The 20,861-nt window shown below is 39.2% G+C and carries 20 protein-coding genes; 10 read left to right on the top strand and 10 right to left on the bottom strand.

What is annotated here, in order from left to right; genetic code table 11:
• Window positions 1-152 precede the first annotated feature (152 nt).
• Window positions 153-2,426: a TonB-dependent receptor gene (locus tag H4J61_RS12500; protein WP_182185278.1), complete on the bottom strand. Its 2,274-nt coding sequence runs from the start codon at window positions 2,424-2,426 to the stop codon at window positions 153-155.
• A 216-nt stretch (window positions 2,427-2,642) separates the two neighbouring features.
• The gene (locus H4J61_RS12495) at window positions 2,643-3,563 is read right to left on the bottom strand and encodes a PHB depolymerase family esterase (protein ID WP_182185277.1); all 921 of its coding nucleotides are present in this window, start codon (window positions 3,561-3,563) and stop codon (window positions 2,643-2,645) included.
• Window positions 3,564-3,879: 316 nt separating this feature from the next.
• Here H4J61_RS12495 and H4J61_RS12490 point away from each other — a divergent pair, with 316 nt between their 5' ends.
• From H4J61_RS12490 to H4J61_RS12460, 7 genes are all read left to right on the top strand, one after another.
• On the top strand, window positions 3,880-4,224 hold the full coding sequence (locus H4J61_RS12490) for a hypothetical protein (protein WP_182185276.1): 345 nt from the start codon (window positions 3,880-3,882) through the stop codon (window positions 4,222-4,224).
• A gap of 329 nt (window positions 4,225-4,553) precedes the next feature.
• Window positions 4,554-5,084, top strand: a complete 531-nt coding sequence (locus tag H4J61_RS12485; protein WP_182185275.1) for an RNA polymerase sigma factor — start codon at window positions 4,554-4,556, stop codon at window positions 5,082-5,084.
• Window positions 5,081-5,779: an anti-sigma factor domain-containing protein gene (locus H4J61_RS12480; RefSeq protein WP_182185274.1), complete on the top strand. Its 699-nt coding sequence runs from the start codon at window positions 5,081-5,083 to the stop codon at window positions 5,777-5,779. Before H4J61_RS12485 ends, H4J61_RS12480 begins: the two co-directional genes overlap by 4 nt.
• Before the next feature lie 649 nt (window positions 5,780-6,428).
• Window positions 6,429-7,982, top strand: coding sequence for a DUF4331 domain-containing protein (locus H4J61_RS12475; RefSeq protein WP_404852067.1), 1,554 nt, complete (start codon window positions 6,429-6,431; stop codon window positions 7,980-7,982).
• An 11-nt stretch (window positions 7,983-7,993) separates the two neighbouring features.
• Entirely contained in the window at window positions 7,994-8,536 is a 543-nt protein-coding gene (locus H4J61_RS12470; protein WP_182185272.1) for an Ig-like domain-containing protein, read from the top strand.
• A 36-nt stretch (window positions 8,537-8,572) separates the two neighbouring features.
• The gene (locus tag H4J61_RS12465; RefSeq protein ID WP_259363302.1) at window positions 8,573-9,673 is read left to right on the top strand and encodes a lipopolysaccharide assembly protein LapB; all 1,101 of its coding nucleotides are present in this window, start codon (window positions 8,573-8,575) and stop codon (window positions 9,671-9,673) included.
• A gap of 47 nt (window positions 9,674-9,720) precedes the next feature.
• Entirely contained in the window at window positions 9,721-10,830 is a 1,110-nt protein-coding gene (locus tag H4J61_RS12460; RefSeq protein ID WP_182185310.1) for a HupE/UreJ family protein, read from the top strand.
• A 192-nt stretch (window positions 10,831-11,022) separates the two neighbouring features.
• Here H4J61_RS12460 and fur read toward each other — a convergent pair whose 3' ends face one another.
• Window positions 11,023-11,466: a ferric iron uptake transcriptional regulator gene (gene fur / locus H4J61_RS12455; RefSeq protein ID WP_182136124.1), complete on the bottom strand. Its 444-nt coding sequence runs from the start codon at window positions 11,464-11,466 to the stop codon at window positions 11,023-11,025.
• Window positions 11,467-11,677: 211 nt separating this feature from the next.
• Between fur and H4J61_RS12450 the strand changes: the two genes are divergently transcribed.
• Window positions 11,678-12,133: a DUF4442 domain-containing protein gene (locus H4J61_RS12450; RefSeq protein WP_182185271.1), complete on the top strand. Its 456-nt coding sequence runs from the start codon at window positions 11,678-11,680 to the stop codon at window positions 12,131-12,133.
• Window positions 12,134-12,331: 198 nt separating this feature from the next.
• Here H4J61_RS12450 and hflX read toward each other — a convergent pair whose 3' ends face one another.
• Window positions 12,332-13,699 carry a GTPase HflX gene (hflX, locus tag H4J61_RS12445; RefSeq protein WP_182185270.1) on the bottom strand — a complete coding sequence of 456 codons (1,368 nt, stop codon included), beginning with the start codon at window positions 13,697-13,699 and terminating at the stop codon, window positions 12,332-12,334.
• A 597-nt stretch (window positions 13,700-14,296) separates the two neighbouring features.
• Window positions 14,297-15,358, bottom strand: coding sequence for a sensor domain-containing diguanylate cyclase (locus tag H4J61_RS12440; protein WP_182185269.1), 1,062 nt, complete (start codon window positions 15,356-15,358; stop codon window positions 14,297-14,299).
• A 292-nt stretch (window positions 15,359-15,650) separates the two neighbouring features.
• On the opposite strand from H4J61_RS12440, the gene H4J61_RS12435 reads away from it, so the two are divergent.
• Entirely contained in the window at window positions 15,651-16,424 is a 774-nt protein-coding gene (locus H4J61_RS12435; protein ID WP_182185268.1) for a sulfite exporter TauE/SafE family protein, read from the top strand.
• Window positions 16,425-16,690: 266 nt separating this feature from the next.
• On the opposite strand, the gene H4J61_RS12430 is transcribed toward H4J61_RS12435, so the two are convergent.
• The 5 genes from H4J61_RS12430 to H4J61_RS12410 all read right to left on the bottom strand — a co-directional run bounded on the left by H4J61_RS12430 (window position 16,691) and on the right by H4J61_RS12410 (window position 20,004).
• Window positions 16,691-17,455: an ABC transporter substrate-binding protein gene (locus tag H4J61_RS12430; RefSeq protein WP_182185267.1), complete on the bottom strand. Its 765-nt coding sequence runs from the start codon at window positions 17,453-17,455 to the stop codon at window positions 16,691-16,693.
• Between the two features lie 527 nt (window positions 17,456-17,982).
• Window positions 17,983-18,510, bottom strand: coding sequence for a flavodoxin FldA (fldA, locus tag H4J61_RS12425; protein WP_182136118.1), 528 nt, complete (start codon window positions 18,508-18,510; stop codon window positions 17,983-17,985).
• Between the two features lie 23 nt (window positions 18,511-18,533).
• Window positions 18,534-18,821, bottom strand: coding sequence for a LexA regulated protein (gene ybfE, locus H4J61_RS12420; protein WP_182136117.1), 288 nt, complete (start codon window positions 18,819-18,821; stop codon window positions 18,534-18,536).
• Window positions 18,822-18,833: 12 nt separating this feature from the next.
• Complete coding sequence (locus H4J61_RS12415; RefSeq protein ID WP_182136116.1) at window positions 18,834-19,055, bottom strand: DUF2788 domain-containing protein; 222 nt, start codon at window positions 19,053-19,055, stop codon at window positions 18,834-18,836.
• Window positions 19,056-19,236: 181 nt separating this feature from the next.
• A complete protein-coding gene (locus H4J61_RS12410; RefSeq protein ID WP_182185266.1) occupies window positions 19,237-20,004 on the bottom strand; it encodes an alpha/beta fold hydrolase in 768 nt (255 codons plus the stop codon).
• A gap of 264 nt (window positions 20,005-20,268) precedes the next feature.
• Between H4J61_RS12410 and seqA the strand changes: the two genes are divergently transcribed.
• A complete protein-coding gene (gene seqA, locus H4J61_RS12405; protein WP_182185265.1) occupies window positions 20,269-20,820 on the top strand; it encodes a replication initiation negative regulator SeqA in 552 nt (183 codons plus the stop codon).
• Window positions 20,821-20,861 lie beyond the last annotated feature (41 nt).

Raw genomic sequence — 20,861 nt, 5'->3', positions numbered from 1 at the left:
CCCAATACACTGAAAATAATGGGCGTATTATCAAGTCTATTAGCTTTATTCCCTCAGCGGGAACTAATTTAACAGACGGCTTAATTTTTTATTATTAAAAAAAGCGCCAGTAAAAACCAGCACTTTCTATACTATTGAAAATAGCATGATTTTTAGAAACTATAACCTATGGTCAATGCAAGGGTTTCAGGATCCCCGTAATAACCAATCAGTGTCGTATCACCACCTAAACCAGGTTGATAACTGCCATCATTATTTTGTTCGCCTAAGAAGGCGTAGTTACCGACTAAGTACTCTTCGTCGGTAATATTTTTCCAATGCAGTGCTGCAGTCCAATCTCCGTCATTGCTATACCAATTAACACCGAAATTAAGTAGACCATAGCCGTCTTGAGTTAATAGGTTTTCGGTAACGTTTAAGTCATACTCACTACGGTAATAGTAGTTACCATTAACAACAAAAGCACCAACTGATGTTTCGATATTATAAGCAAAACCAAGGTTAGCAGTCGTTTCAGGGGTGTTTGTAATAGTAAAACTATCGCTAATATCTATTTGGCTACCGTCAGTATCAAATGATGTTACTTCTTTAAAAGATGAATCAATCAAACCTAAACTGGCAAAAACATTTAAGTTATCTGCCGCAGCATATTCAATTTCTAGCTCTAAACCTGATGCGGTTGATTTACCAATATTACCTAAACGTTGGCTTAAAGCGCTATTGTCTTCTGAAGGTAAAACAGTAACGAATTGTCTGTCTTTATGATCAAGGTAGAAGGCTGTCGCATTAACCCTTAAATTATTATTCCACTCACTTTTCAGGCCAACTTCAAATGAATCTACCACTTCTGGATCTACCGCTGGCTCTGGACCACTGGCTCTTGGATTAAAAGTACCTGATTTAAAGCCTTGTGAATAACTGGCAAAAAACATCATGTCGTCTGAGTATTGATACTCTGCGCCTACACGCGGGGTAAAGCGCGACCAATCTTCTTTATCATTAAGCACTTCAGGGAATTGAACATCACCACGTTCATAACCGGGTACCCAGCTACTTTCTGGATAAACGGTTTCAAATACCACACCATTATTTACGTTAGCTATTTTTTCTTCTTTGGTATAGCGCGCACCTAAGGTCATGGAGAATTTATCGGTAATATTGTAGGAACCTTGAGCATAAACAGCATAGCTTTCACTGTTATTACACCCCGTCACTTCTCGAGTTAGCCCAGGTAAAGCCAAAGACTTGCCGAAATTCTCTAAAATAGCATCGAACTGGCCACATGATTCACCATCAAAGTAGTACAGACCAGAGACAAAGGTTAAATTATCTGAGTTATAGTTTAGCTGAAATTCTTGCGTAAATTGTTCATCATCATAAATGGCAGGGACATCGAAAATACGCTCGGCGGTATTATCAAAATCAATATTTGTTTTTGAATAATTATCACGGCTTGAGGTGATTGATTTAACCGACCAAGTATCATTGATGATATATTCAGCTGTTAGGCTAAAGCCTTCTGACTCAACACTATTCCACGTAGGCATACTGGTGTAAGAATCATAAACACTATTGGGTACTGGCGCATCAGTCACCATGCTTGGCAGTAAACGATAACCGCCTTTTGCATTTGAGTCGTCGGTGGTTTTATCGTAATTAAAACGTAAGAATAAATCCTCTGTCGGTTCGAACTCAATGGTAAGTCGACCAGCAAAAATATCTTTATTATAGTTCTCTAAGCTTTGACCCGGTAAGGCAGATTGTAAAAATTCCCCATAACCATCTCTCTTTAGGTCAGCCAAAGCAAAGCCAAGATATAATTTATCAGCTATCACTGGGATTTTACCCGCAACTTTATAATCTTTACGATCGTAAGTTCCAAAGGTTCCTGTAAGATCAAGTTCTACATCACCAGACATTTTTTTAGTGACATATTTAATCGCACCCCCAATAGTGTTTTTACCATATAAACTACCTTGAGGACCTCGTAATACTTCAATACGTTCAACATCAAGAATATCTAGTACGGCTCCCTGTGGACGGGCAATATAAACATCATCAATATAAATGCCGACACCAGGTTCATAGCCCCAAAGTGGATCATCTTGACCAACACCGCGAATAAAAGCCGTTAAGGTTGAGTTAGTACCACGACTGGCCTGTAAAGTCGTATTCGGTGAAAACTGTTGAACTTCTGTCATCACACTAATGCCATTTTGCGCTAATTGTTCAGCGCCAATAGAAGTGATTGCGACAGGTACAGATTGTAAACTTTCCAATGATTTTCGAGCGGTGACTTCAATCCGCTCCAATGTTGGAGCATTGTTTAGCTGTTCATTCGCTGCTGCGGCCAAGATGCTTTGACTGGTCAGTGCGGCTGAAATGGTGATGGCCAAAACACTTAGCCTTAGGTTGTAATGCTTCATAATATTTCCCTGTGTTTTAAATCTAATCAACCGCTAATGTGCGCAGTTTTTATTTCTTCATTATTGGGCTTAAAACTTTATAGTAAATTTGCCAGAAGACAATTTGTACTATAGTAGTATGTCGTCGGTATTTATTTTTAAGTTGCTGTAATTAAAGCCGTTAAATATAATTTTATTTATTGCTTACAGTCTAGTTTTAGCGAAATAGCTAAGCATTTATAGCCCCCAAGCCTCGAGTAAGTACAATGCAGTGCTAATAGGGGTGTTAATGACAAACGGCGCTTCACTGCCACCATCAATTTTTTGTGGCGCTACCGCAATGCCATGGCCCATATTTTCAATCTCAATGAGTTCGACATTCACTTGCTTGTTCTGGCCTTGCCATTGGCTAACTTTATAGCCTTGGTGTTTTGAGATAATGGGCTGTTTTGACGACTGAGTTAACTCGGCCCAATGGATAGCAAGTTGTTGTGAATTTTTTGGGTTAACGACTGTGTCTTGAGAACCGGTCCAAATTGACAGCGTAGGCCAATGTTTTGTTGAGCTGTTTATTTGATGCACTAATTGGGTTAATTGCTCAGGGTTTTGTGAGGGGCCGCTGCGCATGCAGGCAATAGCCGTGCTTAAGTTATGGGCGCAAGGGTAGGGTATGCCAGCAATAATGGCGCCAGCAGTAAATAGCTGTGGGTAATTAACCAGCATTGAACTTGCCATCGCACCACCGGCTGACAATCCTATAATATAAATTTTGTTAAAATGATGTTCAGCATTAACGCTCGTGATCATGTTTTTTATTGACAGGCTTTCACCTTGGTTTTGCTCTATATCTTGTGAAGAAAACCAATTGAAGCAGCCTTGAATATTATTGTCTTGGCTTTGTTGTGGAATAAGTAGTGAAAATTGTTTTTTGTCTGCTAAAGCCATTAAGCCACTTTGCTGTGCGAGCACTTGCCCTTGTTGAGCACAACCGTGTAACAAAACAATAAGGTTTTTATTGTCTTTAGCGCCTTGAAAATAACTGGCGCTTAGCTCACCAGGATTAAGGCCAAATCCAATTAATGCCCTTGGCTTAGCTAGGCTGTTAGCACTTAACAAGCTGATGGTAATGATGATAAACATCGATAAATATTTAGTCATGTTAAACTTCCTCCATAGTAGAAAATAAAAAATAAAAGCTTCCAATTAAGAGGCTAAGAAAATCATTTCAGCTTAGCAGCATGGCTTATAAAACCAAGTTGTAGAATACTACTTTAGGTGCAGAAAAAGAGCTGATAATTAGTGTAAATAATAAAACTAGTGGTTTGAGTCTGTAAGCAAAAACGCTAAACTGTCGAGATAATCACACTAGGCTATGACTGTGTGGTTAATCACATGAACCTAATATTAAAGTGCATGAAAGTTAAGTGAAATTTAATCAAAGTGACATTAAAACTAAGTTAAAGAGGCATAAAGTATGACAGTTAAAAAGTTGGCGCAGCGTTTGTTTATTATCAAGCCGTTATTAAATTTTGCCTTTGTTGCCTGCCTGGTTTTTATCGTGATTTTATTTCTTAATGGCTCGATTGCTGAGCAAAATAGTTATGGTGTACCGAGTTTGTTATTAGCCACATGGAGCTTGTTATTAAGTGCAATATTAGGTTTATTAGTTAATACGCCAAATATTGATGATATGCCCAAAGGTTGGTTTGCCCGGATGAAACATTGGCTAGCAAAAAGTATATTTAAATTGGCCGCAATCGTTTTCATTTTTATCAGCTTAGCACTGCTCTATGTAACGATAAAACTCTTGAGTGTGTGAGATTTAATAAGCTATTTATTCTGATGAACCTAGCTACTTACACTTACCTCCCTAGCCCTCTGCTAAAACTACTTACTGATGTTCAATTTAATATCAAGAGTTACTCGGTGCAATAATTGTTGGTGGATACTGAACAGTTGTGTCATAAATTTAGCCAGATAATAGCGCTATTTAATCGGATTTATTTATTTTCCAATCGGGCGCTTTTAGGTTTTTTTAAAAGGAGTTTCTCGGTTGAGGCTAAATGGAGTTGTAGGTAAATCCTCATCAGTTAGTATACTATCTTGGCTTGTCAGTAAATTATTCTTACAGAAAAAGAGCCATAAATAATGGAACATGAACAGCACCTAGCCTTACTTGGCGCTATAGCTCAAGGCGATAAAAAGGCGTTTTCAGCGCTTTACCAAACCACCAGTAAACAGCTTTATGCGGTTAGCTTGAAAATGTTAGCGCGTAAAGAATTAGCTGAAGAAGCTTTGCAAGAGGCTTATGTGCGTATTTGGCATAATGCATCAGAATACCGAGTCGGCAAGGGCACAGTGTTGACTTGGATGATCAGCATAGTGCGTTATCGGGCGCTAGATATTTTGCGCTATAACAAAATTAGAAAAGAAGATGAATTAATTGAGCCAGACAGCGTTGAACTAGATACGCCCGAGAAAAGCCATGACATAGAAGAACTGTTACTAGACAAATGCTTGCAAAAACTTGATCTGCAACAACGTCAGGCTATTTATTTGGCCTACTTCAATGGCTGCTCCCATCAGGAGGTGGTTAAACACCTCAATAATCCTTTGGGCACGGTTAAAAGCTGGATAAGACGCGGTCTTACAAGTTTACAAAGTTGCTTAACCTCATGAATTATTTATCTGAAAACCTCAAAAATGCCCTAGCTGCAGAATACGTATTAGGTACCTTACGCGGACCTGCTCGTCAGCGCTTTCAAAAATTAATGATGCAATATCCGCCGATCAGCGAGGCTACCCAAACTTGGGAGCAGCAGCTAAATGGCTTAGGAGAAAAAATTTCACCCGTGACACCTGATGTGTCAGTGTGGCTGCGCATCGAACAGCAGCTAGGGTTTGTTACTGAGCCAGAAAAAAATAATATTGTGTCGTTCACCAAGGCCAAGTCAAAGATTTGGCAAAGCATCGCAGGTTTAGCGTCAGCGGCTGCTTTGGTGCTAGCGGTATTATTAGTCAATGTTGAACCCATATCAGCACCGGATGCTCAACAACTCGCTTTAGTAAATAATGAACAAACTGAGCTGCTATGGGCACTAGAAATCGGCACAGACACTATTGATATTCAAGCGACTAAAACCTTAGTGGCTCAGGCTAATGCGGATTATCAATTATGGATAGTACCAGCAGATGGCAGAGCGCCTATCTCTTTAGGCTTATTACCTAAAACGGGTAAATTGACCTTAAATAAACCTCAATTGTTTGATCAAATTGAAATTGCTGCTTTGGCGGTGAGTTTAGAGCCGCTAGGTGGTTCGCCGAATGGTTCACCTACTACCGTGCTATACACCTCTAAATTGGTTACGCTTTAGTTTATTAATCAGCGCTAATGAGTTTTACAGCTAGCGCATGATCTGTTCTAAATAAGGTGAAAAGCGAAACGCAAGTTTCGCTTTTTTTTTACTTTTTTTTAATTTTTTGTTATTGCCCTGAAATAAATTTATCCATTAGCGGTCTGATATTAGTGTGTTGGATGAATCGTCAATCATTAAAAAATATTGAGCGGGATTACAGCATAAGTTTAACCAACTCGTACAAGTTATGTAAGTTGCATAACTTGAAAGCTAACCTAGTCATAAAAGCACAAATGCATACAGTGTTATTGCGAGCTGGCTTTAAATCAGCTTTCGTTAGTTAATTAAGTTGTCTGGGTTGGAACAACATTATCAATAAAAGAGCACAAAAGTATAAAAGCATAGAGGTGCTGCGGTACATAAGAGCAGTATATAAGTTATGACACGTTTTTAATCGGGTAGGTAAATATGACCTATTAGCGTGTTTAAGCTGATTAATCGCTTGGAAAAATAATTAATTTAAAAAAAGATTACTTTCTTTGCATCCAATACTTAATCTCAACCGTTTAACTATATGAACTCTAAAAAAAGTACTATTTAGAATCATAAAATTAAAAAAGGAAACGTCATGAAAAAATATAAATTAACGCTTATTGCCTCGATAATTATGAGTGCAACCTTGTCTCAAGCTGTTACAGCATCAAGTCATCGTGAAGCACCTAATGTTACGCGCATGCCGACAATAGATTCAACAGATTTTTATTCATTCAATAGTTACGAAGCAGGGCGTGGTGATTATGTTACCCTAATTGCGAACTATATCCCTTTACAAGATGCTTATGGTGGACCTAACTATTTCGCTATGGATCCTGCTGCGACTTATGACATCCATATCGACAGTGATGGCGATGCCGTTGAAGATATTACTTTTAGTTTTAATTTTAGTCAGATGCTAGGCAATGACAATGCTGGTATTGCCTTGATGGTAGGTCCAGAAGGTGAACAAATACCTGTTGGTGTACCGCTTAAGAATGTCGGTAAGATCACGGCGGATAATCAAGGGGCAGCTAATTTCTCTGAAAAGTACAGGGTTAAAATGACTTCAGGCCCGATGCGCACAGGCACTACTGTTGATGTTACTAATATGGACACAGGCGGCACAAATTTTCGCAAGCCACTAGATTATATTGGTACTAAATCATTTGGCAGCGCCGCAGAGTATAAAACTTACGCCGATAGCTTTGTTTATTCAGCAACTATCCCTGGATGTGATGTCCCGGCTAAAGTGTTCGTTGGTCAGCGTAAAGATGCATTTACTGTTAACTTGGGTAAGGTCTTTGATTTAGTCAACTTTGTGCCTGTTGAAGGTGACAGTGTTCGTGGTAATGGCGATGGAGAAGGTTTCCCAGACGGTATTACTCAATCATCAATGAATGATGATTTAGCGGATAAAAACGTCACCAGTATTGCTATTGAAGTACCAACCGCTTGCTTAATTGGCGAAGGTAATGGTGTTATTGGTAGTTGGACTAGTGCAAGTTTGCCGCAAGCAAGAATTTTGAATCCTAATGCTAGTTTTGATAGCACTGAAGTGAACGGTGGTGCAATGACTCAGGTTTCACGTTTGGGTTCACCGCTAGTAAACGAGTTGGTTATCGGTTTAGCAGATAAAGATAAATTTTCTAGCTCGCATCCAAGTAATGATGGCCAGTTTATCGATTATGTCACACACCCAACGTTACCTGAGTTACTGAATATTCTGTTTAAAGATGCAGTAAACACTAGACTTGGCACTGATTTAGAAACACTGGCGCCAACAAACTTTCCACGAACTGATTTGATCGCGGCATTTTTGACCGGTGTTGAAGGTGTTAACCAGCAATCAATCGTTACAGGTTCTGAAATGTTGCGCTTAAATACAGGTATTCCTGCCAAGCCAGCTAGCGAGCAATCTGCATTCGGTGTAGCTGGCAACGATTTAGCGGGTTTTCCAAACGGTCGTCGTCCAGGTGATGACGTAGTTGATATTGCACTTCGTGTAGTAATGGGCGCTTTATGTCATGACATTCCAGTGAATGGCGTGCCGACAAACTTAGGTTTCTGTGCACCAGAAGATGCTAGTGTTGGTAATGCCGCCTTTACTGATGGCGCACCTAGCGATGCATCTATGATGGGCGATAGCTTCCCATATTTAGCTATGCCGTTACCCGGTTCTGAATAAGGAGCACTTTAATGCAATATTATAAACGCAACACAGCGTCGCCTATTATCGCAGCACCTAAACTTAAGGTGATAGCGTTAAGTTTAGCGACCACTTTGGTACTTGCAGGGTGTAATGATGGTTATGAAGCGCCAAGCGAGCCAGCCAATGCGGCACCTACTACGATAACGGTGGATTTGATTACTCAAACAGAAACGCCGATTACCGATATGTTAAGTGCAGCTGATGCAGATGGCGACGCTTTAAGCTTTAGCCTTGATCAACAGGCAATGTTAGGTGTGGTTACTGTTAGCGGCAATGGTGGATTTACTTACCAGCCAAATAACGAAGTAACCGGTAGTGACAGCTTTACTTTTTCAGTGACTGACGGCGTAAATACCGCGGTTACTGGTACAGTTAACATTACTATTGAAACGCTGACAGTATCTTTTAATAGTACGAGTCGTGCAGCCTTTAATCAGCAATCTAATGATAAACCTTTGGCCGTAAATGGTCGTACGTTTACTCAAGATGTTGAGGATCCAGCGGCATACGACGACTTGCTTCCACAGTAAAATAAAGTTTGACTGCGCCATGGAAGGCGCCCTTTTATGGATAATAATATGGCCATACTCATTTACCTACAAGGTTACAGCCGCGCCTTATTAATATTGATTTTTATTACTATCGCACACCCGGCATACTCAGCAAGTTATGTACCCCAATCAGACCAAAGTATCGTTGCCAGTTGGACGGTGCCTCAACCCGCAGAACAACCAAAAGTGTTTATCGCGCAACTGATCAGTGACGCGAGCAAACCAGGTTTAGCCAGTCGCTATTATGGCCGCGCCAGCGCATTACTTAAGCCCTTATTATTAGCTGATCCTAATGATTTAGAATTACAATTTTATTCAGCTACGGTATTGCAGCACTATCATGAGTTTGATCAGGCACAACAACTGCTTTTGGAAATACTGCAGCTTCAGCCTGATCATGTCGCCGCTTGGCTAATGAAAGCCAATATTCACATGGTTCAAGGTGATTTAGTGGCAGCTAAACAAGCCTGTTTACAAGTGTTGGGGCAGGGCAGTCTTTTGCTAAGCACAGCTTGTGTACTTGAAGTTAATGCTGAACAAGGACAAGTTGCCCAGAGCTATCAGCAACTAAAACGCGTGGTTAATATGGCGGGCGACATTCCACGTGAACAGCATGTGTGGCTTAAACAAATTTTGGCTGATCTTGCCCAACGACAACAGCTTCCAGAGCAAGCACTTGAACATTTGTCAGATTTTCCTTTAGCACAAGCGCCCGTGAGTTATTTGGCGTTATGGGCTGATATTCATTTGGAGCAACAACAAGGTAACATTGTATTAGATAAGTTAGGGCCGATTGTATTAGCCAGTGATAGTTTTGATGATGCATTATTACTGCGTTTAGCCTTGGCAGAGCAAGCCGGTAACTCAGCCAGTAATCTAGACAAACAAGTGTGGCAACAGCGACTAAGCCAGCGCATTGAAATACGCTTGCAGCGTAATGACACAGCCCATGCCGCCGACATTGCCCGTTATTATTTAGATATTGCGCCTGATGCAATTAAAGCGCTGCACTGGGCAAAAATCAACTGGCAACAAGCTAAATTAGGCCCAGATAAACGCATACTTAAACGCGCAATGGCAGCACAAGCCGACCTTAAAAGTTCAACGCAGGCATAAGCTAGAAAGCTTACAGCCAATAAGCAGTAACAGTAGTGAGATTAAATATGCACCAGTGGTTAAAAATAGCCTTAATCGGACTGTCGTTATTATTAGCGAATACCGTGTCGGCTCATCAATTGAGCACCAGTTATATTATTGCCGAAATTGACGATACGGGTCGCATTAATGGCGAATGGCAATTGAGTTTAGCTGACTTGGAACTTGCGGTGGGTTTAGATCTCAATGCTAATGGTGAGTTAACTTGGGGAGAAGTAAAAAGTCGCCAAGCTGAGATCGCCAGTTACTTAGCAGAAAACTTATTACTTAGCCGTGACAATCTTACATGTAACCTGCGTTTCGACCTTGTAGAGCGTTTACAGGATCATGCTAACGAAGCCTTTGCTGTTACTGACTTTTCAGGACAATGTGCTATCAGTGGGCCATTAAATATAAAATATAGTGCGATATTTGCTTTAGATAGTAGCCATGAAATGGTGCTAAACATTGGTGATGGCAGCAATATGCACAGCTTTGTCTTGGATGATAACACCAGAAAAATAACGATAGACTTACGTGAGGGAAGTTGGCGGACCACTTTTAAGCAGTTTGTCTATCAAGGCATTATTCATATTTGGATCGGTATTGATCATATTCTGTTCTTGTTAGCGCTATTGTTGCCGGCGGTACTAGAACGTAAAAACAAGCAGTGGCAAGCTATTACCAGTGTTAACGTTATTTTGACCAATACGGTATGGATTATTAGCGCATTTACCTTAGCCCATTCGCTGACATTAACCGCAACCGCTTTAGGCTGGTTAAGCCCAAGTAGTCGTTGGGTGGAACTTGGCATTGCTTTATCCGTTTTATTTGCTGCCCTGAATAATATTTGGCCTCTAGTACTACGTTTAGCTTGGTTAACCTTTGCTTTTGGTTTGTTACACGGTATGGGCTTTGCTGGCGTATTAGGCGAGTTAGGTTTACCCGCTGATCAACAATTGCTGAGTATATTAGCCTTTAATCTTGGTGTGGAAATCGGTCAGTTAGCCATATTAGCTATTTTACTACCGGTATTGATTTTACTGCGCAAGAGAAAATTCTATAGCAAAGGCGTGATGCCGTTAGGTTCTTTATTGATTGCCTTGATGGCGGTGCAGTGGAGTATTGAGCGTTGGTGAGTTTGATTAGCGTTTAGCTGCGCTGCGTTAGCTTGATGTTAGCTTAGGTAGTAGCGGTTTAACGACAGTGTATTCTCACTAAGTGAGCGATAACTTGCGTTACTATTCTATATATATACCGCTCTTCTTGAAAATAAAAAGCCCTAGTTAACTTAATAACTAGGGCTTTTTATTTGTTATTTTGTCTGCGCTTTAAGACTGCGCTTTACGATATTTCTCGCACGCTACTTCATCTTCACATTCGCCATACAAGTATAAACTGTGATTGGTCAATTTCACTTTATGAAATTTTGCCACGTCTTCTTGGCGCTGTTCGATTACATCATCTTCAAATTCAATCACTTTACCGCAATTCAAACACACTAAGTGATCATGGTGTTTCTTATGACTTAGTTCAAATACTGATTTACCACCTTCAAAATGATGACGAGTGACAATACCAGCATCATCAAATTGGTTTAATACGCGATATACTGTCGCCAAACCAATTTCTTCATTATGCTCAAGCAAAAGTTTGTATACGTCTTCAGCACTGATGTGCTGGTTATTGGGGTTTTGTAAAATGGCCAAAATTTTAATGCGCGGCAGAGTAATTTTTAGTCCAGCTCTTTTTAGTTCTTCATTTTGTTCAGGCATTAATTTTGGTCTCTACATCTGCTTTAAATATAGTGAAAATTATAGGGGGTTATGGGCTCGGTTGAAAGGGCTAGTTGTAAATGATTGTCTATTTTGTTGGTTTTATTGGCTTAAAACGTCATAATACTTTGCTGGTCTGACGAGTATGAGGATATAAACCTTAGCGTTTATATCAGTACTCACGTTTTTATTCCACCTTTGAGGAAAACCTATGTTTAAAAAAGCTTGGCAAATGAAATTATTACTAAATATCTGGCCACCATTTCTATTTACTGGCATTCGTGTTGTTGATGTTTCTGAGGATTTTCGTCAAGCCAAAGTGCGTTTAAAATTAAACATGTTTAACCAAAATGCGGTTGGTGTACATTTTGGTGGTTCGTTATATGCAATGACAGATCCCTTCTGCATGTTATTGGTAATGGCGCGATTGGGAAAAGATTATATCGTTTGGGATAAGTCAGCAGACATCGATTATATTAAACCCGGCAAGGGCACAGTAACCGCAGAATTTTTCATTACCGATGCTTTGATTGCCGATATTTTGACCCAGACCGCGCAAGGCGAAAAATATCTGCCTGAAATTCCGGTGTATGTAAAAGATGCGCAAGGCGAAATTGTCGCTAAGCTCAATAGAAAACTCTATATTCGCAGAAAAAAACCAGCGTAATAATGGCTGTAAAGTGACTAATACTTGGGGTTAAAATTTTAATCATTTATGCTAATAAGTTAGCTAAAGTAAAGCAGGCGTGAGCTTTATTTTGATTATTAGACCAAAAACGGGAACACATGGGTTAATGTGTCCCCGTGAGAACAGTTAATTACTGTGCCGTTGATGCACTAGCATTGATGACTTATAACTTACGCTTTATGAGTCATCAGTTGATAAACCTAGCATGCTCTTCTTTAATCTTTCTAAATCAATCGCATTTGAACGTACAGTAAGCTTAATATGGCTGTATTCATATTCTTCTTTAATAACACTCATATTTGAACGAATTTCACCTATGATACCTTTAGCGGTATAGGGGATAATAACTTCGTCTTCAATCATCTCGTCCTGTGCAACGCCAACAATATATTTATGCAATTTACTGATATCAGCGGGATTACGGGTTGAAGTCATCATAGCATCAGGGAACTCTTCCATCAGCGCTTGTTGTTGCTCAAGGCTCAGTTGGTCTGATTTGTTGAGTACCAGTAATTTTTTACTGTCTTCAACACCCACTTCTTCTAATACGTCATGAACGACATCGAGTTGTGCACGAAATGAAGGATCGGCAGCATCAACCACATAGAGCAATAATGATGCATCATGGGCTTCTGCTAAAGTGGAATGAAATGAGGCGACTAAATCGTGTGGTAATTTTTTAATAAAACCGACAGTATCTGAGACTAATATTCGTGGTTGAGTGATGGGATATAAGGCACGAACTGTGGTGTCAAGGGTGGCAAAAAGTTTGTTTTCACCTTCAACATCACTACCGGTAATGGCTCGCATCATTGATGACTTGCCGGCATTGGTATAACCGACTAAAGCGACACAAAAAAGCTCAGAACGTTGGCTACGTCGGCCTTTCATTTCGTCTTGAACACTGACTAACTCACGCTTGAGTTCGGCTAATTGGTCGCGAACTGCACGGCGGTTTAGCTCTAGTGTAGTTTCGCCAGCGCCTTTACCCATTTGACGTTCTTTATCACCCGTTGATGTTTCACGAAGGCGCGGTGCAACATAATTAAGCCGAGCAATTTCAACTTGTAATTTCGCTGTTTTGGTCCGAGCATGGCGACTAAATATTTCAATAATAATGCCGGTACGGTCAAACACCTCTACGCCTAACTGATTCTCGACATTACGCAGCTGAGATGGGCTTAAATCACAATCAAATACCACCACATCAGCGCAGGCAAACGGCAGGTTATCTGATGGAACATTTACAGGGTTAAGGGTGAATTCTGCATCTTCTTCTAAGTCTTCATCCTCTTCTAAGCCTTCAACCACACCCTTGTTACCGGTGAGTTGCGCTATTTCAGCCAGTTTTCCTAAGCCGAGTACATTCACTTTTTGGGTAGAACTCAGCTTTTGCGATTGTGTACCTACTACTTTAAAGCCTAACGTAGTGACTAAGCGGGCAAGCTCTGCAAGTGACTCGGTTGCTTCATCACCTTTAAAATTCGGTGTGCAAATAGAAATAAGTAACGCGTTAGTCAGTGATGCTTTTGCTGTTAGTTGCATAATTTTTTATGTTAGTGCACGTTAAGTGCAGCCCTAATTTATATCTAAAGTTACCTCATCCTACGCTGTTATAGGTAAGCTTTATAGAGTAATTGCAGACTAAATTGTTGTAAGCGAAAAATTGTCGATATATTGAGATATCAGTTAACTCATTAAACAGCGTATTTAGGCCATAATGCCTTAAGGCCAAGGTGAGTAAGTGTTTTATGATGAACACTTTTTAGCCACTGGTTCACCTTGTGAGTGTGTGAGGGGGCGAAAGAACTAATCGTCAGTTGGCTTTTTAGACGTTAATAGCGCTTAGACTTTATTTCCCTTGTAAGTTATTACCGTTAGGAGTTAATACGGTTGAGCTTTAAACCTTAAGGCGAGCTAGTTTGAAGAAAAAGCGAAGTTTTTTGATTGAATAAAACAGCTCATGCCTGACCGTGTTTTTTTTGGCGAACTGAAACAGAACAAGCCATAATAAAAAATTAAGTGGCGATAAGCATCAAGTTAACTTAGTCATAAAAAGTCACGCTTGTGCTGTTATTAAAATCATTAAGCAATAAAATTTGTTACTTAGCGTTTGATCATTTATGTACGGGTATCGAGCGATTAACCTTTCAAAGTTTCGTTTGGTGAAAATATTTCAACGCGATTTCGACCTTTATCTTTTGCCTTATAAAGCGCTTGATCAGCCTGATTAGTCAGTTGTTCTATGTTTAATTCATCATTATCGAGATAAGTTTCTGAGACACCAAAACTACAACTAACTTGAAAATAGCTCTCGTCTGAAACAAATTTATATTGACTGATGGCTTCTCGGATACGATTGGCCGTGATGGCACCTGATTCTGCGTCGGTGTTGGGTAAGATAATAATAAATTCTTCCCCACCATAACGGGCTATCCAGTCAACGTCATGGCGAATACATGTATTAACTATCTGTACGAATTTTTTTAGTACCCTGTCGCCAGTATTGTGACCTTGTTGATCATTAATTTTTTTAAAATGGTCTAAATCTGCAAACAGCACAGTAACTTGATTTTTAAAACGATAAGTACGCTGTAGTTCTTTGGCCAAATTATTATCCAAGTATAATCGATTGTAGCAGCCAGTTAATGGGTCGGTTACCGAGAGTGTTTTAACTTTCTTATTGAGCTTAATTAATCGATGCGTGAGGCGAAAAACCGTTAGAGCGAATGCGCACAAGTAAATAAGCAAGAAAAAACTACTGGAAATAATAGTATTGTATTCTTCATCCAAAAAGTGCAATTCAGGCAAGATAGCAAAAGCTAGAGCAAAAATTGTGATCATCACTAATAGCGTAGTTAACATGGCACGAAAGCCACCAACAAATAGCGCGTTTGCAATCAATAATGTGATCATCGTTGAAGTAAAGGAATAAATCGGCGTAACCAGTATCATCAGGCAAGCAAACAAAGCATCTAAATGCATGTTTATCTCTTCCTGTTTTCGTCCATTTGCAGACAGGTTGGTTGCTGTCAGGGCAAGATGTGGCCATAAAAGGCACAAGGGAATAATCCAGATATAATGTATATCAAAGATATTTGCTCCTAAAATTTGCACCGAAATGGACAAAGCATACATGGTTGCAACAATTCTAGGAATATGATTAATTTTTCCAAGAGGGTGGGCATCTTTGAAATAGATCAAGTTAATCCGTCAGTTATGGATGCTGTAAATGATACAGCTAAACTATATCGCTTTGTCTCTTTTGTCGATTAATTTCTATTATTCAGTGATGAAACTCTAGTCAAGCACTAGTCAAATAGTAGTCAGATAGTAGTCAAATAGTAGTCAAGCCGTCATCATATATAATATTCAAATGGATGAAATCAGGTTAGGATTGAACATCACACAGGCATTTTACTTGCCAGTATCTGGGGCTGAAAGAAAATATGCTACCGTTTAACCCATTTTTATCTTTACAGGCTTATTATTAATCATGTCATTTGAACTCATATTTTTGTTCCTTGCCGGTTTTTTTGGTGGTGTTGTTAACTCGATTGCCGGCGGTGGAAGTTTTATTACCTTTCCCGCGCTTATCTTTGTCGGTATTCCTCCTATTATGGCTAATGCGACCAATACTTTTGCGTCGTGCGCCGGTTATATGAGCGGTACTTATGCCTTTCGAAAAGAGCTTGCTGCGCATAAAGATGAACTCTTACTCATCATCGTTATCAGTTTGATAGGGGGTGTTTTTGGTGCTTGGCTATTGCTGCAAACATCAGAAGGGATATTTCGAGTCGCTATTCCTTGGTTGTTATTATTTGCCACTGTACTGTTTATTTTTGGTGGTCAGCTTAATGCAGGGTTTAAAAAAATAGCGACTAAGCACCAACACGCATCTGCTATTGGTGGGGTTTTACTGTTAATACTACTCTTGGGAGTGTCTATTTATGGCGGTTTTTTTAACGCGGGACTGGGTATCATTATACTCAGCTATTTAGCATTAGCAGGCCATACCAACATCAATGCAATGAATGGATTGAAATTATTAGTGTCAGCGGCAGTGTCATTAATTGCCATCGCCCTGTTTATTTATAATGACGTTATTGTCTGGTATGAAGGTACTGTTTTGTTATGTGGCACGTTAGTAGGAGGCTATATGGCGGCGAATATATCACGCCAACTACCACAAAAGCAGGTAAGAGGTGTTGTTATTGTGATAAGTGTTGCGACGACATTATATTTCTTTTTCGCGACTTATTTAGCTTAACTGTTAACAGAGGACAGTGACAGTTAACTGTTAACAGAGGGCAGAGCACAGGATTTTTATCCTACAACATTGCTAGCCAGTAACTAGGATAAACCGAGTTTGAATCAAGGTGAGCCGATTGCTGAAGTACTTATCTTATATCTGATCAAGTAAGGTAAGGCTTTTTCAGAGGAGACTGGCTAAGTCACTTTTAACCATGAAAATTCGTAGCTGAAAAAACAAGTTTATTATGGCTAAAGTCCTTTTATAGCTAAAAAACCTGTTAATTAGTACTCAGCTGGAGACAAGTCATATTGTTGTTTAATGGTTAATCGTTGTTTAGCAATATTATCAAAGGCTCGCTGGTAGCTTTGTATTATGTGATTGGGTGTATTGATATTAAATGCCAAGTAATTACCTGTTTTGTTGACCTGCCAAACCTGTTCATAGGCATCAGTATTTAAGTTGCTTTTTTTTGCTAAATGCTCAAAAGCATGAATAGAGGTAACCATCATGTCTACACGACCTGATTGCATCAACAAAAAGGCTTGTTCTAGTTGTGAAATTTCTGCAAGACTAGCCGCAGGAAAACCCATTTTATGTAGCGAAATACCGGAAATATCATCCTTTACCGCTACAACAGTATGATTAAACACTTGCTGTAAGTTGGAAAAATTAAAGTTTTTTGATTTTTTGGCAAATAAGACATGAGTAGAATGAAAAAAAGGCCCAACCCATTTAAATAACTTTTCACGTGGTTGAGTTTTAGACACAGTAAATAAAGCGGTATTACTTTTATCTAAAGTAAATTTATAGCCACGTGCCCATGGCACTAACAGTACTTCTTGTTCAGGTATGTCTAAATTTTTCCAGATAGCTTTTAACGTATCTGCTGAAATGCCTTTGAGTTCATCATTGATTAAATAATTGGCTGGCGGATAAATCTCAGTATAAAAAGTGATGTTTTCAATGGCCGATGGAGATTGAAATGCCTTCAGCTGAGGAAGCACTAAAAAAAACAACAAAATTGATTTTAAAATAAATATTTTCATTAGAAAGAACAGTACCAAACCATCAGAAGATCATGATAGCAAAATTCACGATATTAATTAAGTTTAATTATTAAAATCAAATAATTAAACTTAATTAGGAGCAGCATTACTAAGTGCTAACTATTAAATGCCTTGGACTATAGTGATAGTCAACCGCCATTGCCTTTCTCTCAAGCGCTTATGCGCTAGTATGGCTACATTTTTTGTTTACTAGTTTTTTTAGATGAAGGGTTGAAAATTAATGTATATACCTTAAACGCATGTCCGGCTGCAAGCGTATAGCAGGTTTTGTTATACCAATTTCATTAACTAGGTGGTCTACTTTATACGCAGGTAAAATGGCCAAATATAAGGCATTTATTTAATAACTAGTTGTTCTAATTATTAAATAAATAACGCAGTAGTGGGTTGTTTTAACCAGTAAAAATGATCAGATAATTAGTGAGATTGGTATTAGCTATAATAGCAACAAAAAAGCCAGCTAACCGCTGGCTCTTTCAATACAATGTAGTTTACTGTGTAAAGCGTTAGTCTGCTAACTCAGCTAAACATAGTTCATCGTAAATTTGTTTAACCCAAGTATCGACCCGCTCGGCGGTTAGTTCAGGCTGACGGTCTTCATCAATACATAAACCGATAAAGGTGTTTTCGTCAACTAAGCCCTTAGAGGCCTCAAATTCATAACCCTTGGTTGGCCAGTTACCAACAATAATAGCGCCCTTTGATTCCACGATATCACGCAATGGTTCCATCGCATCACAGAAGTACTCAGAGTAATCTTCTTGATCGCCTAAACCGAAAATAGCCACGAGTTTGTCGGTAAAATCAATTTCTTCTAATTCAGGTAAGAAGTCATCCCAATCACATTGGTTTTCGCCATAATACCAGGTAGGAATACCTAAAATTATTAAATCGAACTCAGCGATTTCTTCTTTGGTACTTTTGGCGATATCTCTAACATCGACAAGGCTTTTACCCAATTTTTTTTGGATCATTTTGCCTACGGCTTCGGTGTTGCCTGTGTCACTTCCGAAAAATAAACCTACAATTGCCATCAATTTAACCTTTTTATAGCTAACTAAACTTTAATATCGTTGGCATCAAGCGACTGAACTAATAGGGCTTCTATTAATTCACTTCGACTAACACCTTTATCATTTGCTAAAGCGTCTAAGCGTTCATATACATCTTGATGTAATTTAAACTCTATTCGCTTTAAGCCATTGTTCTTATCGCGCTTGACCTGATTGCGTTTGTTTATTTTTACTTGCACGCTGCGTGAATGGGGGTTCGTTTTTGGTCGCCCCGGTCGCTTTTCATCGCTAAATAAGTCAATGGTCGTTAAATCTGCTACTTCTTTTGCCATCTTATTACTTACTTACCCAACGCCTTGGCTTTCCCAAATAAACTGAATGATGCCTTTTGCGATAAATCCAGCACACCCTAAAAATAATACAAAATAAACAACTATCTTTCCGATCTTAGGTACATCGTTTTTTTTCATTACATCATGCATTGATAAGCCAATGAAAATAAAGATAAAAGCAAAAAATAAATTTAGCCCAATGGTTTCAATTAATTCGAAGTGTTCTGCTAACATATTTAACCCTAAAATTTTCAGGGCGCACTATAGCATATTACGGCTTTTAAAGACATTATTTTTGTTACCTGAGTAACCACTTTGTCAGCATTATTTTGCTATTTTGGCGCCTATGAGTATAAAATAATTTTATCTCGCTAATTATACAAAGTTATACTGTTTGGTATTAGCGCTAGATCAATTAACTTGTTAAAAATCCTTCAACGCTGCGATTAAAGGCAAGCGTTTTTTCAGCATGTAACCAATGCCCAGCCCCTTGAATAACGCGAGCACGACTCTGTGGAAATAAGCGTAATATTGCAGTGCGGTGTTCGGGCAATATATAGTCAGAATTAGCCCCTTTGATAAACAGGGTGGGGCCTTGATAGCTATTGCTGCCTTGATAAGCTGTCATTATTTGTGGATAATTTTTTGCTATGTTTTCAATATTACATTTAAAAGAAAACTGGCCATTTTCGCTACTTAAATTACGCAATAAAAATTGTCGCACGCTGAGATTGTCAACATATTGGCTGAGCTGTTTATCCGCGTCTTTACGTTGTTTTATCGTGGTAAAGTCAAGTGACCTTAAGCCAGCAATTATTTGCTTATGGTGCGGTGGGTATTCAGCCGGGGCTATATCGGCAACAATTAACTTTTCAACTAGCGCTGGCGCAGTAAGGGCTAATTCCATGGCTATTTTTCCGCCCATAGAATGCCCCAAGACTACGGCACTATTGATGGCTAGGTGCTGCATAATATCAATGATGTCTTGTGCCATGGTTGAGTAGTTCATCACACTATTGTGAAATGAGTCGCCATGGTTACGGACATCAACGCTGGTGACTCGATAATTTTCCGCTAAGGCTTTTGCCACCATATTGAGGTTTTCTAAGCGGCCAAATAAACCATGGATAAGGATAATGTTTTTACCGCTGCCAGATTGTTGATAGTTTAAAAGCTTTGCCATTGGAGTCTCTTATGGTGTTATTTAAGGAATAAAACTGTGCTTATTTTTACATTTTGAGGTAATAAAATCTAAATTAAATTTTATTAAAATCAAGCAGTATATCGATTTGAGCGCGCTGATTGTGGTGGCTAATATTTAATTTCGACAGCTTACCCAATGGCTTTTTGAAAAATATTTCCATCATTTGTTAATCCACTATAGAGACTTATTATTAACGCAAGTATAATCTTGCCGCGATCTATCATAATTTTCCTAGGGTCATCAATGAAAAACATCGAAATAGATGAAGAACTTTATCAACATATTGCCTCAAATACCCAGTATATTGGCGAAAGTGCCTCGTCGATATTACGTCGTCTAATTAACTTACCCAGCCAAAACAATGCTGAGGTTGTAGCTGCCGTTAAAGTAGAAGTTGTTGAACAAATTGTAGAAGCAGTTGTTGAAGAGCCAGTAGCTGATGCAAAGGTTGATGTTAATGGCTCAGTATTTCATTACATCAATAGAGAAGAGTTGGCTATGCAGCGTGGCGCTGTAGGTCGATTTTTACTGGTATTAGCGGCATTACATCGGGTGCACGGCCAGTGTTTTTCAGTCGCTTGTCAGATCAGAGGTCGTGACCGTTTATATTTTGCGGCCAGTGAAGCAGAATTAGTGGCTAGTGGCAGCAGTACTAAGCCTCGTCAGATTCCAGAAAGCCCATTTTGGGTGATTACAAACTCAAACACTACCCGTAAAAAAATGATGTTGACCGAAGTCAGTCGAGCATTAGGCTATAACGAGCAAGATGTCGAAGACATTCGCGATTTACTTTAGTTATCATGGTGATATTAATCTGTGATCAAGTAAGGTATACG

Origin of the sequence: Colwellia sp. MB3u-4, assembly GCF_014077065.1 — a bacterium.
In the GTDB taxonomy this organism is placed as follows: Bacteria; Pseudomonadota; Gammaproteobacteria; order Enterobacterales; family Alteromonadaceae; genus Cognaticolwellia.
The sequence above is the reverse complement of the archived record's forward strand: the minus strand, read 5'-3'. Positions and strand labels throughout refer to the sequence as shown.

Coding starts and splice junctions, on each gene's coding strand:
- H4J61_RS12415 (WP_182136116.1), bottom strand. CDS start 19,055: ATGTTAGCAGAACACTTCGAATTAATTGAAACCATTGGGCTAAATTTA.
- H4J61_RS12475 (WP_404852067.1), top strand. CDS start 6,429: ATGAGTGCAACCTTGTCTCAAGCTGTTACAGCATCAAGTCATCGTGAA.
- seqA (WP_182185265.1), top strand. CDS start 20,269: ATGAAAAACATCGAAATAGATGAAGAACTTTATCAACATATTGCCTCA.
- H4J61_RS12410 (WP_182185266.1), bottom strand. CDS start 20,004: ATGGCAAAGCTTTTAAACTATCAACAATCTGGCAGCGGTAAAAACATT.
- H4J61_RS12470 (WP_182185272.1), top strand. CDS start 7,994: ATGCAATATTATAAACGCAACACAGCGTCGCCTATTATCGCAGCACCT.
- ybfE (WP_182136117.1), bottom strand. CDS start 18,821: ATGGCAAAAGAAGTAGCAGATTTAACGACCATTGACTTATTTAGCGAT.
- H4J61_RS12495 (WP_182185277.1), bottom strand. CDS start 3,563: ATGACTAAATATTTATCGATGTTTATCATCATTACCATCAGCTTGTTA.
- H4J61_RS12485 (WP_182185275.1), top strand. CDS start 4,554: ATGGAACATGAACAGCACCTAGCCTTACTTGGCGCTATAGCTCAAGGC.
- H4J61_RS12435 (WP_182185268.1), top strand. CDS start 15,651: ATGTCATTTGAACTCATATTTTTGTTCCTTGCCGGTTTTTTTGGTGGT.
- H4J61_RS12450 (WP_182185271.1), top strand. CDS start 11,678: ATGTTTAAAAAAGCTTGGCAAATGAAATTATTACTAAATATCTGGCCA.
- hflX (WP_182185270.1), bottom strand. CDS start 13,699: ATGCAACTAACAGCAAAAGCATCACTGACTAACGCGTTACTTATTTCT.
- fldA (WP_182136118.1), bottom strand. CDS start 18,510: ATGGCAATTGTAGGTTTATTTTTCGGAAGTGACACAGGCAACACCGAA.
- H4J61_RS12500 (WP_182185278.1), bottom strand. CDS start 2,426: ATGAAGCATTACAACCTAAGGCTAAGTGTTTTGGCCATCACCATTTCA.
- H4J61_RS12490 (WP_182185276.1), top strand. CDS start 3,880: ATGACAGTTAAAAAGTTGGCGCAGCGTTTGTTTATTATCAAGCCGTTA.
- H4J61_RS12460 (WP_182185310.1), top strand. CDS start 9,721: ATGCACCAGTGGTTAAAAATAGCCTTAATCGGACTGTCGTTATTATTA.
- H4J61_RS12480 (WP_182185274.1), top strand. CDS start 5,081: ATGAATTATTTATCTGAAAACCTCAAAAATGCCCTAGCTGCAGAATAC.
- fur (WP_182136124.1), bottom strand. CDS start 11,466: ATGCCTGAACAAAATGAAGAACTAAAAAGAGCTGGACTAAAAATTACT.
- H4J61_RS12430 (WP_182185267.1), bottom strand. CDS start 17,455: ATGAAAATATTTATTTTAAAATCAATTTTGTTGTTTTTTTTAGTGCTT.
- H4J61_RS12465 (WP_259363302.1), top strand. CDS start 8,573: ATGGATAATAATATGGCCATACTCATTTACCTACAAGGTTACAGCCGC.